13 protein-coding genes and 3 pseudogenes are annotated in these 15130 nt (G+C 67.9%); 4 read left to right on the top strand and 12 right to left on the bottom strand.

Going from position 1 to position 15130, the window contains the following annotated elements; translation table 11 throughout:
• Positions 1-103 precede the first annotated feature (103 nt).
• From M5C96_RS23755 to M5C96_RS23745, 3 genes and pseudogenes are all read left to right on the top strand, one after another.
• The gene (locus M5C96_RS23755; RefSeq protein WP_272565705.1) at positions 104-943 is read left to right on the top strand and encodes a UPF0149 family protein; all 840 of its coding nucleotides are present in this window, start codon (positions 104-106) and stop codon (positions 941-943) included.
• Between the two features lie 84 nt (positions 944-1027).
• Positions 1028-2530 (top strand): SulP family inorganic anion transporter, encoded by a 1503-nt coding sequence (locus M5C96_RS23750; RefSeq protein WP_272565704.1) that lies wholly within the window; start codon positions 1028-1030, stop codon positions 2528-2530.
• 15 nt (positions 2531-2545) lie between these two features.
• A pseudogene (locus tag M5C96_RS23745) lies at positions 2546-2682 on the top strand (IS5/IS1182 family transposase); the annotation flags it as partial.
• A 119-nt stretch (positions 2683-2801) separates the two neighbouring features.
• Here the strand turns inward: M5C96_RS23745 and M5C96_RS23740 are convergent.
• Positions 2802-3242 carry a hypothetical protein gene (locus M5C96_RS23740; RefSeq protein WP_272565702.1) on the bottom strand — a complete coding sequence of 147 codons (441 nt, stop codon included), beginning with the start codon at positions 3240-3242 and terminating at the stop codon, positions 2802-2804.
• A 498-nt stretch (positions 3243-3740) separates the two neighbouring features.
• Here M5C96_RS23740 and M5C96_RS23735 point away from each other — a divergent pair.
• Positions 3741-3966: pseudogene (locus tag M5C96_RS23735) on the top strand (IS5/IS1182 family transposase); the annotation flags it as partial.
• Between the two features lie 106 nt (positions 3967-4072).
• Here the strand turns inward: M5C96_RS23735 and M5C96_RS23730 are convergent.
• The 11 genes and pseudogenes from M5C96_RS23730 to M5C96_RS23680 all read right to left on the bottom strand — a co-directional run bounded on the left by M5C96_RS23730 (position 4073) and on the right by M5C96_RS23680 (position 15112).
• The gene (locus M5C96_RS23730) at positions 4073-4618 is read right to left on the bottom strand and encodes a CinA family protein (RefSeq protein WP_442867339.1); all 546 of its coding nucleotides are present in this window, start codon (positions 4616-4618) and stop codon (positions 4073-4075) included.
• Between the two features lie 8 nt (positions 4619-4626).
• Positions 4627-5166, bottom strand: coding sequence for a phosphatidylglycerophosphatase A family protein (locus M5C96_RS23725; protein ID WP_272565700.1), 540 nt, complete (start codon positions 5164-5166; stop codon positions 4627-4629).
• Positions 5163-6866: a DUF4139 domain-containing protein gene (locus M5C96_RS23720; RefSeq protein ID WP_272565698.1), complete on the bottom strand. Its 1704-nt coding sequence runs from the start codon at positions 6864-6866 to the stop codon at positions 5163-5165. The genes M5C96_RS23725 and M5C96_RS23720 overlap by 4 nt, the downstream gene beginning before the upstream one ends.
• A gap of 112 nt (positions 6867-6978) precedes the next feature.
• Complete coding sequence (locus M5C96_RS23715) at positions 6979-7518, bottom strand: chemotaxis protein CheW (protein ID WP_272565697.1); 540 nt, start codon at positions 7516-7518, stop codon at positions 6979-6981.
• Between the two features lie 107 nt (positions 7519-7625).
• Complete coding sequence (locus M5C96_RS23710) at positions 7626-9392, bottom strand: methyl-accepting chemotaxis protein (RefSeq protein ID WP_272565696.1); 1767 nt, start codon at positions 9390-9392, stop codon at positions 7626-7628.
• A 317-nt stretch (positions 9393-9709) separates the two neighbouring features.
• The gene (locus M5C96_RS23705; protein WP_272565694.1) at positions 9710-11443 is read right to left on the bottom strand and encodes a pectate lyase; all 1734 of its coding nucleotides are present in this window, start codon (positions 11441-11443) and stop codon (positions 9710-9712) included.
• 373 nt (positions 11444-11816) lie between these two features.
• Positions 11817-12791, bottom strand: coding sequence for a thiamine-phosphate kinase (gene thiL / locus M5C96_RS23700; RefSeq protein ID WP_272565692.1), 975 nt, complete (start codon positions 12789-12791; stop codon positions 11817-11819).
• Between the two features lie 36 nt (positions 12792-12827).
• Positions 12828-13229 (bottom strand): annotated as a pseudogene (locus M5C96_RS23695) (GreA/GreB family elongation factor).
• 410 nt (positions 13230-13639) lie between these two features.
• Positions 13640-13990 carry an RNA recognition motif domain-containing protein gene (locus tag M5C96_RS23690; RefSeq protein WP_272565691.1) on the bottom strand — a complete coding sequence of 117 codons (351 nt, stop codon included), beginning with the start codon at positions 13988-13990 and terminating at the stop codon, positions 13640-13642.
• Between the two features lie 100 nt (positions 13991-14090).
• Positions 14091-14300 (bottom strand): hypothetical protein, encoded by a 210-nt coding sequence (locus M5C96_RS23685; RefSeq protein WP_272565690.1) that lies wholly within the window; start codon positions 14298-14300, stop codon positions 14091-14093.
• Between the two features lie 290 nt (positions 14301-14590).
• On the bottom strand, positions 14591-15112 hold the full coding sequence (locus M5C96_RS23680) for an O-acetyl-ADP-ribose deacetylase (RefSeq protein ID WP_272565688.1): 522 nt from the start codon (positions 15110-15112) through the stop codon (positions 14591-14593).
• Positions 15113-15130: the final 18 nt, after the last annotated feature.

The following is a 15130-nucleotide window of genomic DNA, read 5'->3' as shown; positions in this document are numbered from 1 at the left end:
CTCCAGCGCCATGCCTGCGCCCGCCCCGGTTCGCCGCTTTGCGCGGGCTGCGGCATCATAACGAAGCCTTTTTCTCCCCCCCGCCGCGCCCTGGAGCCGCCCCATGACCGAATCCTCCCACGACACCGCCGCTGCCGCCGGCACCGAACCCGCCCTCGACAACGATGCGCTCGACGAGCTGGACACGCTGCTGGACGACCTGCGCAGCCGTGCCGAAGAAATCCCGCAGTGGGAGTTCTGCGACGGTTTCCTGACCGCGCTGGCCTGCACGCGCCGCGCCATTCCCGCCGCCGAATACCTGCCCATGCTGCTGGACGACGGCGGCCCCATCGATGTGACCGAGGGCGCGGGCGCCCCGTTGCCGCTGCTGCCGGCCTTCAAGGACGAAGCCCAGCAGGCACGGTTCATGGAGCTGTGGACGCTGCGGTTCGACGAGGTCAGCCGCCAGCTGGCGACCGAGGTGGAATCGCTGGAGGACGACCGCGCCTTCCAGCCCGAGGTGATGGACATGCGCGGCGCCGTCGCCTGCCTGCCCGAGGAAGAACGCGCCGAGATGGCCGGCCAGGACATTCCCTCGTTTGGCCAGGTGTGGGCGCTCGGCTTCATGTTCGCCGTGGAGAACTGGCCCGAGGAATGGGCCGCCCCGCGCGACAAGGACGCCGCGCAGTGGCTGGACGGCGCGCTGGAAAACATCGTGGTGCTCACCGAGGACGACACCGGCAAGCCCGAGCACAACCTGTATGCCGAAGACGGCCCGGCCAGCGTGAGCGAGGCCCGCCTGGAGTCGTTCAGCGAAGCCGTCTGGGCCGTTTACGACCTGCGCCAGCTCTGGAAGAGCATCGGCCCGCGCGTGGAGGCCGTGCGCCGCGCCGACACCCCCGGCCGCAACGACCCGTGCAGCTGCGGCAGCGGCAAGAAATACAAGAAGTGCTGCGGCGCCTGACGGACGCCGGCGCGGCCTGACTGGGCGCTTCTTCTTCCCCTTTCCTTTTGCTTTTACGCGCGCTCCGGCGCGCGTTGCCGTTCCATGACCCCTGCTTTCCTGGCCCGCCTGCGCGCCGAATGGGCGCCCAGCATTCCGCGCGAACTGCTCGCGGGTGCCGTGGCCACGTTCGCGCTGATTCCCGAGGTGATCGCGTTTTCGTTCGTGGCGGGCGTCGATCCCTCCGTGGGGCTGTTCGCCTCGTTCGTCATCAGCATCGTGATCGCCTTCGCGGGCGGGCGCCCGGCCATGGTGTCGGCAGCCGCCGGTTCGGTGGCGCTCGTGGCGGCCCCGCTGGTGCAGTCGCACGGGCTGGGCCACCTGCTGGCGGCGGGGCTGCTGGCGGGCGTGGTGCAGGTGGCGTTCGGGCTGCTGCGCATGGGCGTGCTGGTGCGCTTCGTCTCCAGCTCGGTGCGCACGGGCTTCGTCAACGCGCTGGCGGTGCTGATCTTCTCGGCGCAGCTACCGCACCTGCGCGGCGCGGGCGCCGCCACCTGGGGCATGCTGGCGCTGGGGCTGGCCCTCATCTACGGCCTGCCGTGGCTGGGCCAGCGGCTGCGGGTGCTCACCGCCATTCCGTCGCCGCTGATCTGCGTGGTGGCGCTCACGCTCATCGCCTCCGCCATGGGGCTGCACCTGCCCACCGTGGCGGACCTGGGCCGGTTGCCCGATGCGCTGCCGCTGTTCGGCCTGCCCGCGGTGCCGGTGTCGCTGGAGACGCTGCGCGCCATCGCGCTGCCGGCGCTGGCGATCGCCATGGTGGGGCTGCTCGAATCGGTGCTCACCGCCGCCGTGGTGGACGAGATGACCGACACGCCCAGCGACAAGAACCGCGAGTGCGCGGGCCTGGGCCTGGCCAACATCGCGGCCAGCTGCTTCGGCGGCATCGCCGGCTGCGGAATGATCGGCCAGGCCGTGGGCAACGTGAAATACGGCGGGCGCGGGCGCCTGTCCACGCTGTTCGCCGGCGTGTTCCTGCTCATCCTGATGGTGGCGCTGAAGGACTGGGTGTCGCGCGTGCCGGTGATCGCGCTGGTGGCCATCATGGTGATGGTGTCGGCCTCGACGTTCGACTGGAAGTCGCTGGGTGCCGTGGTGCGCCACCCGCGCCTGTCCAGCGCCGTGATGCTCGCCACCGTGGCCGTGACGCTCGCCACGCACAACCTCGCGGCCGGCGTGGGCGTGGGGGTGGTGCTGAGCGGCGTGTTCTTCGCGTTCAAGGTCGCGCGCCTGCTCGGCGTGCGGGCCGAGGACGATGCCGCCACCGGCCTGCGCACCTGGCACGTGTCGGGCCAGGTGTTCTTCGCCTCGGCCGATGCGTTCATCGAAGCGTTCGACATCCTCGCGGCCGAAGGGCGGCCGGTGCGCATCGACGTATCGCGCGCGCATTTCTGGGACGTGACGGCCGTGGCCGCGCTGGAGAAGGTGGTGCAGCGGCTGCGGCACCACGGGGCGGTGGTGGAGGTGGTGGGGTTGAACGAGGCGAGTGCGGGGCTGGTGGGTCGATTGGACAAGCGCCAGGAAATGCAAGGGTGCAATGCCAAGTGACACGTGGCCATGCGCAAGGCACTCGATCCCAAGCGCGAACTGCACAAGCTGCTGGATAAGGCCGAGCGGCTCAAGGCCAGCGTGGGGGCAAGGTCGAACACCCGTTCCGGGTAAGCAAGCAGCAGTTTGGTTATGCCAAGGTGCGTTATCAGGCGAACCAAAGTTCGCCATCAGACTGTACGGGTATAGCGAACGGGATTTTGCAGATTTTTCCTGGCTAATTCAGCCAGAGTGGCGATGCTGCATTGCTCCGGGTTAGTTCAGCAGCCATTTAGTCAGCACAATCTCTCACTACCGACACGTCTCCAACTAATGGTTCAGTAATACGGTAGCAGTGATTTTTATTGAGTGGCAGATTTAGATAGGATGCTCGCTGCGATGCAGATGGATCAACCCAAATATGCAACCAACCGCCATCATTCCCATCGGTGTAATTCCAAGTAAGGGATGATCCGGGCTTTTTGTTTAGCTCTTGCCAGTGATAGACTCGTTCTCCTTTCCCGTTATAAAGATCGGCATATACCGACCATTTATAATGGGCCTGCGGTGATGAGTTGACTGTAATTGTATGCCTTGTGCCAGCCGCATGAGTGCTGCTGCAAATAAAGATTGCAGCAGCCGTAAAAAACCCCAGTCGAGTCGAACCAAACCTCTGAGTCATAAAACCTCTTTTAAATTGCCAGGATGAAAACATTGCTTTCCAATAATTCACGATTCAACTTAAGTGAGTCGCGAATTTCGAGGGTCGATTATGCTATGGTTTTCAAAAAACGCGGGGAGTTTATTTAAAAAATTTGTAATTTTTCATCTTGTTGCTTATTGGTAAAAAAATATTCGGTCCATTATTAGAATGCGTTATAGGCTGGCTGCTTGTAGGCTGGCGTGATAGGGGGTGTCAGCATGTGTAATTGGGTGCGGCTATCCAGTTTTTCTGAGGGCGGTCTCCCATCTGAAGTGCAACACCTGAACCTCAGATATCTTGCACAGATGACTTCGCGGTACACGCACTTGCAGCCTGAAGAGCGCCTCACGCTGGCCTCGCTGGTCCAGCAGGGATGGAGCGGGCGATCTATCTCCTGCTCGGGCGCAGCCCCAGTACACGTTGACGGCGCCAGGGTCTGCCATGACGGCATTGCCAGGCGCGGCACTGGTGATCCCCGCCCAGTCGATATGCAAAGGTGGGCCAGCGAATCAATGAAGGTTAAAGCACCAGAACGAGGCGATTCGGTCCTGCCAGCGCCTGGGGCGTAAGCATCTGGAAGAAGTGGAGCGACTTCCACCGGCGCAGTCTGGTGGAGACGAAGCTGCACTGTTTCAAGCGCCTGGGCGAACGAGTGGCCGCACGCACCTTCGAGCGGCAAGTGGGCGAACTCAAAGTTCGCGCTGCGCTGCTCAATCGCTTCACGCAACTTGGTCGCCCTCAAACCGTCGTTCTTGATGCCCTTCCGCCGTTATCGGGACCGGCACAAGAAGATTCCCATCACGCTGGGAATGCTTGCCCAGGCCGTCGAACTTCGGCGATGGGATGCGGCAAGGATCGAGTCAGGCGGTGCGAAGGCCTGATTCGAGCCACGTCGCCAGCCGCTCCAGCGCGTGCTTGACCGTGGCGCTGCGCACGGCGGCCCGGTCGCCGTCGAAGCGCACCACTTCGCTGCGCACCACGCCCTCCACCGACCAGCCGAACGACACCGTCCCCACCGGCTTGTCCGCGCTCCCGCCCCCCGGCCCGGCCACGCCCGTCACGGCCACGCTCACCTGGGCCAGCGAGCGCGCCACGGCGCCCTCGGCCATGGCGCGGGCCACGGCCTCGCTCACGGCGCCATGCGTTTCGATGAGTGCGACGGGCACGCCCAGCAGATCGCTCTTGGCGGCGTTGGAATAGGTGACGAAGCCGCGCTCGAACCAGCGGCTCGATCCGGCCAGGTCGGTGCAGGCTCCGGCGATCAGGCCGCCGGTGCAGCTTTCGGCGGTTGCCAGCATCCAGCCGCGCGCCACGAGCGCCTGGGCGATATGAGCCAAATCGGCCTCCAGCGCAATATCCCCTAGGGCAATGCGCTCTGATTTTGATAGCAAATCGTTGGAGGTCATGTCCGGCGTCACCCCAGGTGCCTCCAGAGCGACATCACCACCAGCGTGCAGAAGGCCGCCACCAGGTCGTCGAACACGATGCCCCAGCCGCCGCGCCAGCCGAAGCCCTTGAACAAACTGTCGGCCCAGGCCACGGGGCCGGGCTTAGCGGCGTCGAAGAAGCGGAACAGCGCGAACGCCGCGCACTGCCCCCAAAAGCCCATGGGCATGGCCAGCCACAGCACGAGCCAGAAGGCGATGACCTCGTCCCACACGATGCTGCCGGGGTCGGCCACGCCCATGTGGCGCGCGGTGGTGGTGCATGCCCACCAGCCGACGAGCGTGCCGGCCAGGATCAGCACGCCGAAATGCAGGGGCGCGAGCCACTGCTGCAGCACCAGGTAGGCCAGCCACGCCCACAGCGTGCCCACGCTGCCGGGGGCCTTGGGCGACAGGCCCGCGCCGAAGCCCAGGGCGATCCAGTGCGCCGGGTGCGACCGCATGAAGGCGGCGGTCGCGCGGCGCGGTGCGGTGGCGGGTGTGGCAGGGCCGAAGGGGGCGGCGTTCATTCCCGCTCCCTCAGCGCGATCTCTTTCGGGTAGCGCACGGTGTGCGTGGCCGTGAAGCGCGCGGTGGCGCCGGCGGCCAGCGGCTGCTGCCAGGCGATGGTGCCGGGCGTGCGGTTCCAGGCCGTGTCCTGCGGCGCGGGCGTGTAGCGGGATTCGACCTCGATCTTCTCGTTGCGCGAGACCGGCGCCGCATCCAGCACCTGCAGCGCGATGGCCCGGGCGTGGCGGTTCTCCACGCGGTAGGCGCGCTCGGTGCGGCGCTCGGTGCGCCCGCCCGTGAAGCCGGCGCTGCCGGTGGTCTCCTGCGGCGGCTCGGCCTGCACGATCACCTGGTCGTCGGCCCCGAACCACAGCGTGGCCCGGCCGCCGGCCGTGGCGTCCTGCGCGAAGTCCAGCGTGTCGTTGCCGATGAAGGCGCCGTCGCGGTACAGCCCCACGGGCCCCGCGGGCCAGGCGCCCGGCGGCGGCGCGATCTCGGCCACGAGATAGGCCGTCTCCTGCCGGGCGGGTACGGCGCGCGTGAGCAGCGTGGCGGCCGCGTTGTGCGTGCCCAGGGCCAGCGTGGTGCGCTGGCCGTTCGAGGGCACGGTGATGCGCTGGGGCACGGCGAACTGCGTGGCGTAGGTGCCGGCGAACGCGGTCACGTCGAAGCTGGGCGCCTCGGCTTCCTCGGCCACGCTGGCGGGCGCAGCCATCGCGGCGGGTGCCGCCGGTGCGGGCAGGCGGGCCATGGCCATCTGCGGCTGCGGGGGCGGCGCCACATCGAGGGTCCAGGCACCGGGCACGGGGCCGCGCGTGGCGCGGGTGGCGGCTTGCGTGGAGAGGGTGAGCCGCACGTCGGTCCAGTCCTCGCCGCTGTTCTGTGCGACGAGCGCCAGGCGCTCCAGCACCACGGCGCCGGTGTCGCTGTTCAGCACGGCGCGGTAGGTGGGCTGCCAGCCGGGGCCGCGCACCTGGTAGGTCAGGCGCAGTTCGCCCTCGCGCTCGGCCGCCAGATTGACGGCGACCGACACGGCGCGCGCCCGGGGCCCGCCCGCATTGCGGTTGCGCTCGGCCACCAGGGGCTTGAGGGCCAGTTCCAGCGCCTCCTGCCGGCGCTTGAGCGCGTGCGAGCGGGTGAGGGCGTCGAGCGAGGTCTTTCGCAGCGCATCGGCCGTGGCGCCGATCTGGCCCGGGCTTACCGCGGCGGCGGGGCCCGCGGCCGGGCGGCGGTCGGGCTGCGGCGTGTCGGCCGCGCTGCCGGCATTGCCGGCCACGCCTTGCAGGTAGCGGTTCACGAGCTGCAGCGATGCGGTCTCGGCACGCACGGCGGCCAGCTGGTCTTCCAGGTCCTGGATGCGGCCGTCCAGCGGGCTGGCGCAGCCCGCGGCCACGTCGCGGTCTTCGGTGGTGATCTTGAATTCGCCCACGCGCACCCCGGTGCCTGCGGCGATCTGCAGGCTGGCGGTGTCGATGGAGGCGGGCAGGCATCGGAACACGGCGCTGCGGGCACCGGCGGCCACGCGCGTGGTGCGCTCCACGGTGGCGCTGCCGGGGGAGACGGTGACCTGGGTGATGCGCGAGGCCACGCTGTCCTGCGCCAGGGCGGCGCCGGTGCACAGCAGTGCCGTGGCGCTGGACAGGCAGGTCAGCAGCGCGGCCAGGGAGGTGGTCGGCCGTGCGGCGGGCGCGGGCCGCAGGGAGGGCAGGAAATGGATCAAGTGCGGCTCCTGGGTGGGCTGGCGGATGCAATCGTAGGGCGGGCGGCAGGATACCGCGCCCGGCGATTATTCACCCGTGCCCGCCGCAGCCGCGGCCGCAGGCGCTCGGTGATCAGTCGGCGAAGGCCGCCGCGGCCGCTGCGGCGGGCCTCATGTGGGTCGGCCGCATGCGGCCCAGCGTCTCGCTGCCCACCAGGCCCTCGATGTCCACGAGGATGAGCATGCGGTCGTTCACGCTGCCCAGGCCCAGGATGAATTGGTCGTCCACGCTGGAGGACAGCTGGGGCGCGGGGCGGATCATCTCCGCCGTCAACTCCACCACATCGGAGACGGCGTCCACCACCGCGCCCACGGTGTACTGGCCGACATTGAGCACGATCACCACGGTGGAATGGTTGTACTCGGCGCTGGCGCAATGCAGCCGCAGACGCAGGTCCACGATGGGGATGATGATGCCGCGCAGATCGACCACGCCCTTGATGAATTCCGGCGCGCCGGCCAGCCGCGTCGGCGGCTCGTAGGAGCGGATTTCCTGCACCTGGAGGATGCCGATGCCGTACTCCTCATCGCCCAGGCGGAACGAGAGGAATTCGCCGCCCTTGCTGACGGCATTGGCGGCGGTGGTGTCGGTGGGCGATGGAGAAAGGGCCATGGCGGATCTCTTGCGGGCAATGGAGGAAGAAAAGGGGTCCCGGCGGCGTCCGGTGGCCCATCGTACCGGGGCGGGACGATGGGCCATGGACGGTGCGTGGGGGCGGGTCAGAAGTTCTGCCAGTCGTCTTCGCTGCCGCCGCCGGCCATGGCCAGCGACGGCTGGCTCGGGCTGGGCGCGGCGGCCTTCTTGGGCGCAGCCGCCATGCGGGCCGGCGCGTGCGGTGCCATGGCAGCGCGCAGCGGGGCGGGCTTGGGCGCTGCGGCGCGGGCCGGGGCGGAGGCCGCCACCGCGTGCAGGCTGGGCGCTTCGTGGTCCAGGCGGAACACGCTCACTGCCTGCACCAGCTTGCCGGCCTGGGCCCGCAGGCTGTCCGCCGCCGCGGCGCTTTCCTCGACCAGCGCGGCGTTCTGCTGCGTCACCTGGTCGAGCTGGCTCACGGCGTCGCTCACCTGGCCGATGCCCAGGGTCTGCTCCTGCGTGGCGGCGCTGATCTCGCTGATGAGGTCGTTCACGCGCTTGACCTGCGCCACGATGTCGGCCATGGTGCGACCGGCCTCTTCCACCTGCTGGCTGCCCGCGTCGACCTTCTGCACGCTGTCGGTGATGAGGCCCTTGATCTCCTTGGCGGCGTCGGCGCTGCGCTGCGCGAGGCTGCGCACTTCGCTGGCCACGACGGCGAAGCCCCGGCCCTGCTCGCCGGCACGGGCGGCTTCCACGGCGGCGTTGAGTGCCAGGATGTTGGTCTGGAAGGCGATGCCGTCGATGACGCCGATGATGTCCACGATCTTCTTGCTGGAGGCGGTGATGGCCTCCATGGTGTCCACGACCTGGCCCACCACCACGCCGCCGCGCTGCGCCACGGCGCTGGCGGAGTCGGCCAGCTGCGTGGCCTGGCGGGCGGTATCGCCGTTGTTCTTGACGGTGGCCGTGATCTCTTCCATCGAGGCGGCGGTCTGCTGCAGGTTGGAGGCCTGCTCTTCCGTGCGCTGGCTCAGGTCGGCGTTGCCGGTGGCGATCTGCGTGCTGCCGGTGGCGATCGAGTCGCTGCTCTGGCGGACCTGGCCCACCACCTGCGCCAGGCTGTCGCGCATGGCCTTCATGCCCGCCAGCAGGCTGGCCTGGTCGCCTGAGCGGGTGCTCACGTCCACGGCGAGGTTGCCCGCTGCGATCTGGCGCACCACCTCGGAGGCGTAGTCCGGCTCGCCGCCGAGCTGCCGCGTGATGGACCGGGTGACCCACACGCCCAGGGCGCAGGCCAGCCCGATGGCGAGCAGTGATCCTGCCACGATGACGCTGGCATTGAATGAGCGCATCTGGTCTGCGGCAGCGGCACGGCTGCTCAGGAGATCGCTTTGGACCTTGTCGAATTCGGCGTGCAACGCACGGAATCCATCCATCGTGGCCTTGTCGTTGCTTTGTCCGGCTTGCCCCAGCAGATCCTGCGTTGTTTTGGTCCCTGCAGCGATATCGCGCCGCAATTGGACAAGGCTGCTCATGACGGCCACAAACTCCGCATTCTTCGCCTTCATGGCGTCCAGCCGCTGCTGCTGCGCCGGATTGGCGACGATCAATTGCTTGGCTTGCATCCACGCCTCGTCGAATTCACGGATGCCGGTGTTCCAGGGCTCGAGAAACCGTTCCTCGCCGCTGAGAAGATAGCCGCGGACGCCGGTTTGCATGTTGACCATGCTGCTGAGCAAGCTGTTGGCTGTGTCCATCACTTTGTAAGTGTGGACGTTCAGCTTCTCGGCCTTCTCCAGTTGGGTGCCGCTGTATAGAGACGACGCGGTGACGGCCATAAAGATGCCGATGACGGTACCGAAAGCGATCAGAAGTCGCCGGGAAACGGTCAGGGTGCTGCGCGGGGTCATGTCAATCCTCTCTGGTCTGGCTGGGGAGCTGGAAATGCAATATTTCGCAGAAATGATAGATTTGAAACCAAAAAATGTGTATCAAAAAATATCTGAATTCCGGACATTTCGACCCGTGTAAAGAGAAATGCGTCGCGTTGAGCCCTTTTTGCTCTCTTTTTTATTTGATAAATATGATACTTTGTGCGCCAATCCATTGGGTGCGACCCAATGAAAGGCAGCCTGCCAGCCCGGGGTCCGATCCCGGGCCGGCAGGCTGCGGCAGGTGGCCACAGCGTTGGACGCTGGTGCGAAAAAACGTCAGTGCCCGCGCTGCATCACGCCTGCGGTGCGACGTAGGCGATGAGCCGCCCCATGCGGCGGATCCACTCCGAGGTGACGATGAACTGCGGCTTGTCCCGCTTCACGTAGGGCGGGACCTCCGGCGGATTGTCGGCCGGGTAGGGCGACGTGTCCCAGGCATCGCCCACGTGCTTGCTGCGGTAGGCGGTGCCGGTGTAGGCCGCCGAGGGCCCGTCGCCCTGGTAGGGGTTGACGACCTCGGGCACGGGCGAGGTCCAGTAGCCCTTGGTGCCCAGTTCGTCCACCAGCGTCTGCGCCTCGCTGTCGGGCACCTTGGGCGTGGCCATGGTGGCGCCCGCGAACAGGTCGGGAAAGTCCACCTCGCGGATCGAGAAATACCGGGGCAGCGCGCGCGCGGTCGTGCCGGCCTTGAGGGGCGAGCGCGCCGCCATGGCGGCCACGGCCGCATCGCTCATGCCATCGAGCTGCCGGTAGGTGGACTCCAGCCCCGCGATGTCGATGGCGCGGCCCGTCGAGTAGTGGCTGACGGTGTTGGCCCAGTCCTTGTCGGCGTAGTAGCCGCCGTTGTGGATGTTGGAGCCGTAGCGGTGCACGTACAGCGGCGCGTTGGTGCCCAGCTCCACGAACGTGGGATGGGTGCAGCCGCCGCCCAGCAGCGGGCAGGTCTTGAGCCAGGCGATGGCCTCGGGGATGCGCGCGAGATAGCGGCGCTCGCCCGTGAGCTGGAAGTAGTTGAACAGCTGGCGGATGTTGGTCTGCGTGGCCAGCGAGCGGGGCTCGTAGCTGCGCGCGCCGGCCGGTGCGCCGGCCGGGCGGCCGGCCATGGGGCGCGACAGGTGCTGCAGGCTCCAGCCGGCCTGCGGGCCGCTTTGCTGCATGAGGCGCATGCATTCCATGGCGCGTGCGATGGGGGCCAGCAGGCGCGTCTCGCCCAGCGCCATCACGCACATCGTGAGGAACTTGATGTTCTCGCCCATCACGTCGTCGTTGAAGGTCACGTGCAGCGTGTAGTCGCCGTCTTCCATGCCCGAATGGGCGCCCGCGGGCACCTGCTCGGGGTGGGGCGAGGGCATGGCGCCGACCGCGCCGGGAAAGTGCGGGAACCGCTGCGGCCAGCCGCCGTTCGCCACGCCGTATTCGGGGCCGAACTGCGCGTTCAGCACGAAGTCGATGGCCTTTTGCAGCGGCGCGAGAAAACGCACGTCGCGCTTTTCCACATACATGCGCAGCAGCAGCTGCGAAGCCACGGCCGTTCCCGCGTCGTCGAACGTGGCGTTGCCGTAGTAGTGCTGGAACTCCTCCAGCCGCCAGCCGTTCTTGCCGATGGTGTCGTACCACTGGCGGAGCGACGCCTCGCCTGCGAAGTCGTGGATGTAGTTCCAGCCGCCCGAGGCGTGCTGCGCCGCGACGATGGCCAGCGTGGTGCGCTCGGCGGCCTGCAGGAAGCGCTCGTCGCCGGTGGCGTGGTAGGCGTCCAGGTACACGTGGCCGACCGACGGCGTGCCTGGCGGCTGGATCCAGCACATGGTGCGGTAGGCCTCCATCTCGCCGAAGGTCTGCTTCAGGTCGGGCGAGTACGACCACACGTAGCCGCCGCGGTACGAAACCACCTCGTCCATGTAGTCGGCGGCGCGTCGCAGCGCGGTGGCCGCCTCTCCCTGCGGGCCGGATGCGCCGCCCGAACCGCCGCCACAGGCGGTGAGCCACAGCGGCGCGAGCGCCGTCAGCGCGAAATCTCTGCGTTTCATGGAATGTCTCCTCTCGTCTTCGATGCAAGGAATGCACGCGCCGTCGGCGCGGCGATCGCAGCCTGGGGATCCCGGCTGTCTTGTCGTGTAGATCATCTTGAAGGATGTCGTACAACTTGGCGGCGATTGTGGGAGGCAGGGGAGAGGAGGCGATGCGTGTTTACCCGGTCTGCCACGCTCCAGAGGGCTCGTAAGCCTTTGGTAAGGCGCTTCGAGTTAGTACCTACTTAGGCGCAAACGATTGCGCGGCCGGTATCTGTCGCCAATGTCGGGACCGCCGAAAGCGTGATTTCAGTGGCATTTCGTCACAAAGTGGTACGACAACTGCCGCTTTACAGGGGCGGCGATGTCCCGCAAGTGATTGCGCTGCCGATCAGTGGAAGTGGTCGTATGACGAGTGCTGGTGAGGGAGGGGCTGGCCTTGGGCATCCACCAGCCGCAGGCCGGGCGCGGCCTCGATGGTGCCGATGCGGGCCACGGGCGTGGCCGTGGCCTGGCCAGCGGCCTGGACCTCGGCGCGGCGGTCGGGCGCGGCGGTGAACAGCAGTTCGTAGTCGTCGCCGCCGGCCAGGGCGCAGCGCAGCAGGGTTTCGTGGTCAAACGCCCCTGATGCCCTAGTACTTATTGTCCCTTTTGCTATTAATTCAATAGCGTTCTGGGTGTCGATGCGGGCCCCCACGCCCGAGGCCTGCAGGATGTGGCCCAGGTCGCCCACCAGCCCGTCGCTCACGTCGATGGCGCTGCGGGCCAGCCCGCGCAGGGCCTGCCCCAGTGCCACGCGCGGCGTGGGGCGTTCCAGCCGCTCGCGGGCCTGGGCCAGCCAGGGCGCGGGCAGGGTGCGCTCGCCGCGCAGCGCCTCCAGCGCCAGCCGCGCGTCCCCGAGCGTGCCGCTCACCCACAGGTCGTCGCCCGCACGCGCGCCGCTGCGCAGCAGGGCCTGGCCGGCGGGCACTTCGCCGAACACGGTGATGCAGATGTTGAGCGGCCCGCCCGTGGTGTCGCCGCCCACCAGCTCGCAACCGTGCGCATCGGCCAGCGCCAGCAGCCCGCGCGAAAAGCGCTCCAGCCAGTCGCTGTCGGCACGTGGCAGCGACAGGGCGAGCGTGAAGGCCAGCGGCCGGGCGCCGCACGCGGCCAGATCGCTCAGGTTGACTGCCAGCGCCTTGTGGCCGAGCGCCTCGGGATCGACGTCGGCGAAGAAATGGCGGCCCTCCACCAGCATGTCGCTGGAGACGGCCAGGTGCATGCCCGGCGCGGGCGCGAGCAGCGCGCAGTCGTCGCCCACGCCCAGCGCGGCACGGCGCACGGGGCGCTGGAAGAAACGGCGGATCAGATCGAATTCACCCATGGCAGGAGCATACGGTGCGGCAGGCCACGGCCCGCGCTACGTCTGGTAGTCGCCGCTGGCCTCGGGCTGAAAGAGGATGGCGACCACCTGCGCCGCGCAGGCGTCGCCGTTCGGCGTGAGCCACTTCGCGACGTCCCCGACCTTCAGGCCCAGCAGGCTGCTGCCCACCGGCGAGAGCACGGAGATGAAGCCGGCCGTGGGCTCGGCATCCCGCGGGTAGCAGACCGTGAGCGTCTGTCGCCGGGCGGTCTGCACATCGACCAGCTCCACGCGCGATTACATCGTCACGACGTCGCCGGGCACGGCGCGCGAGCCGGTCACCTCGGCGCTGGCCAGCAGCGCGGCCAGGGCGGGGGGAAGCTCGCGCCCGGGCAGTTTGCTCAGGCGGGCGAAATCAAGTTCGGTGAGCGTGCGCTCGCCGTGAATCGTTGCATGCATCGACACACTCCATCGAATGAATGCGGGCACCGCCCGAAAGAGCGTGCGCCCGCGGCCGCGCGAGGCGGGGGCCCGGCGGCGGAGGGTTGCGCTGAAAGAAGGAGGGGGGGAGCGGACCGCCGGGCTCAGGAAGGTGCGGGGGGCACCTGCCGATGCGCTCTCTGGGCGGCCGCGTGCGCGCCGGCCGCTGCGCGGGGCAGTGCGGCCAAGGTGGCGTGGGGGCCGGAGAGGGGGAAGGGCATGCGGGCAGTGTAGGCCGTCATGCGGGCGGCACCCGCAATGGCCTCACGCCCTTTGCCAGATTGGGTGCCCTTTCGCGCTGCGGCGCGCGCCGAGGGGCGGCCTGCAGGACGGCCGGGCGAAAAAAAACCGGCCCAGGAGGGCCGGTCTTGCGCGGAGTGCGGCAGGGCTCAGTAACGGCCACCGCCGAAACCACCCGTGCCGTAGCCCACGTCGGATCGCTTGTTCGCGCCGTAGCCCGCTGCGCTGTAGCCACCCGAACCGCCGCCTTCTTCGCGGGGACGGGCCAGGTTCACGACGATCGAGCGGCCGTCGACGGACATGCCGTGCAGGCCGGTGATGGCGGCCTGGGCGACTTCGGCGGACGCCATTTCCACGAAGCCGAAGCCCTTGGAGCGGCCGGTTTCACGGTCCATCATGACCTTGGCCGAAGAAACGGCGCCGAACTCGGCAAAGTTGCTTTGCAAGATCGCATCGGTCACGGAGTAGGGCAGGTTGCCCACGTAGATTTTGCTGCTCATGGAAAGAGCCTTTCTGAAAGAGGTGCGCAACGAATGGCGCGCCGTTGGAGGACGGTGGTGCGAAAGGGGAAAAGGGATCTGCCTTGGCAGACCCTTGGCCTCAGCACGCCGGAGGATGCGGCATGCTCGTTTGCAGCCAGCCCTGGGTGATGGCAAAGAGCCGGGCGGCTTCGCGGGATGCAAAGGCTTTGTCGAAACGGAATACGCGGCAGTAGCTGCCGTTACCCTGGGATCGATGGACCGAGAAGGAGGCGCGGAAGCGGCCACAGTCGGTCGGGTGTGTCGAGGGCGAGACGACGTACTGGCCCATGGGAATGGCGGTCTTGGAAATCTAATTCATTCAGGATCGCAGGCGGGAGAGGGCCTGCGTGAGCATCGAGGAACTCGGTCGGCTGCAGCTCGGCAGATCGACAGGGCGACGAAGGTCGCAAAAGGCGGCTTGCCGGGGGCCGATGGCCGGTTTCCAGCAAGCGTTGCGGTGACGGCACGGGTCAGGCGCCAGGACTGCAACAAAGGGCATTATATCACCATTGAGAATTTAAAAATCAATCAATATTCTCATTGGTTTTAAAGATGCCGCCTCCAGGGGCATTCCCGTGGCTATTCGGCCTGTTGCGCGAGCACCGCCCGGTACACGGACAGGTCTTGCTCCGAGAAGCAGCAGAAGGTCACCTCCCGAAACTCGGGCGTCTGTTCGAGGGTGGCGCGCACCGTATCGACGGCCACCACCGCCGCCTGTTCGATCGGGTAGCCGTAGATGCCCGTGCTGATGCAGGGAAACGCCACCGTCCTCGCCCCGCGCTCGCTCGCCAGCAGAAGCGACTGGCGATAGCAGGAGGCCAGCAGGCCCGCCTCGCCGTTCGAGCCGCCGCGCCACACCGGGCCGACCGTGTGCACGATGACGGAGGCCGCCAGCCGGTAGCCCCGGGTGGCTTTCGCCTCCCCGGGCTTGCAGCCGCCCAGCAGGCGGCATTCGTGCAGCAGCTCCGGGCCGGCCGCGCGGTGGATGGCGCCATCCACCCCGCCGCCGCCGAGCAGCGACGAATTGGCCGCGTTGACGATGGCCTCCACCGCCAGCCGGGTGATGTCGGCGCGCAGCGCGCGAAGCGTGGCGTTCGCCATGGGCGCGGCCTGCCGTCG

The organism is Acidovorax sp. GBBC 1281 (genome assembly GCF_028473645.1).
Lineage (GTDB): Bacteria > Pseudomonadota > Gammaproteobacteria > Burkholderiales > Burkholderiaceae_C > Paracidovorax.
The sequence above is the reverse complement of the archived record's forward strand: the minus strand, read 5'-3'. Positions and strand labels throughout refer to the sequence as shown.

Excerpts from the sequence above, each read along its gene's own strand:
- M5C96_RS23750 (WP_272565704.1), top strand. The coding sequence starts at position 1,028 with ATGACCCCTGCTTTCCTGGCCCGCCTGCGCGCCGAATGGGCGCCCAGC.
- M5C96_RS23705 (WP_272565694.1), bottom strand. The coding sequence starts at position 11,443 with ATGAAACGCAGAGATTTCGCGCTGACGGCGCTCGCGCCGCTGTGGCTC.
- M5C96_RS23730 (WP_442867339.1), bottom strand. The coding sequence starts at position 4,618 with ATGACCTCCAACGATTTGCTATCAAAATCAGAGCGCATTGCCCTAGGG.
- M5C96_RS23715 (WP_272565697.1), bottom strand. The coding sequence starts at position 7,518 with ATGGCCCTTTCTCCATCGCCCACCGACACCACCGCCGCCAATGCCGTC.
- thiL (WP_272565692.1), bottom strand. The coding sequence starts at position 12,791 with ATGGGTGAATTCGATCTGATCCGCCGTTTCTTCCAGCGCCCCGTGCGC.
- M5C96_RS23685 (WP_272565690.1), bottom strand. The coding sequence starts at position 14,300 with ATGGGCCAGTACGTCGTCTCGCCCTCGACACACCCGACCGACTGTGGC.
- M5C96_RS23725 (WP_272565700.1), bottom strand. The coding sequence starts at position 5,166 with ATGAACGCCGCCCCCTTCGGCCCTGCCACACCCGCCACCGCACCGCGC.
- M5C96_RS23680 (WP_272565688.1), bottom strand. The coding sequence starts at position 15,112 with ATGGCGAACGCCACGCTTCGCGCGCTGCGCGCCGACATCACCCGGCTG.
- M5C96_RS23710 (WP_272565696.1), bottom strand. The coding sequence starts at position 9,392 with ATGACCCCGCGCAGCACCCTGACCGTTTCCCGGCGACTTCTGATCGCT.
- M5C96_RS23690 (WP_272565691.1), bottom strand. The coding sequence starts at position 13,990 with ATGAGCAGCAAAATCTACGTGGGCAACCTGCCCTACTCCGTGACCGAT.
- M5C96_RS23755 (WP_272565705.1), top strand. The coding sequence starts at position 104 with ATGACCGAATCCTCCCACGACACCGCCGCTGCCGCCGGCACCGAACCC.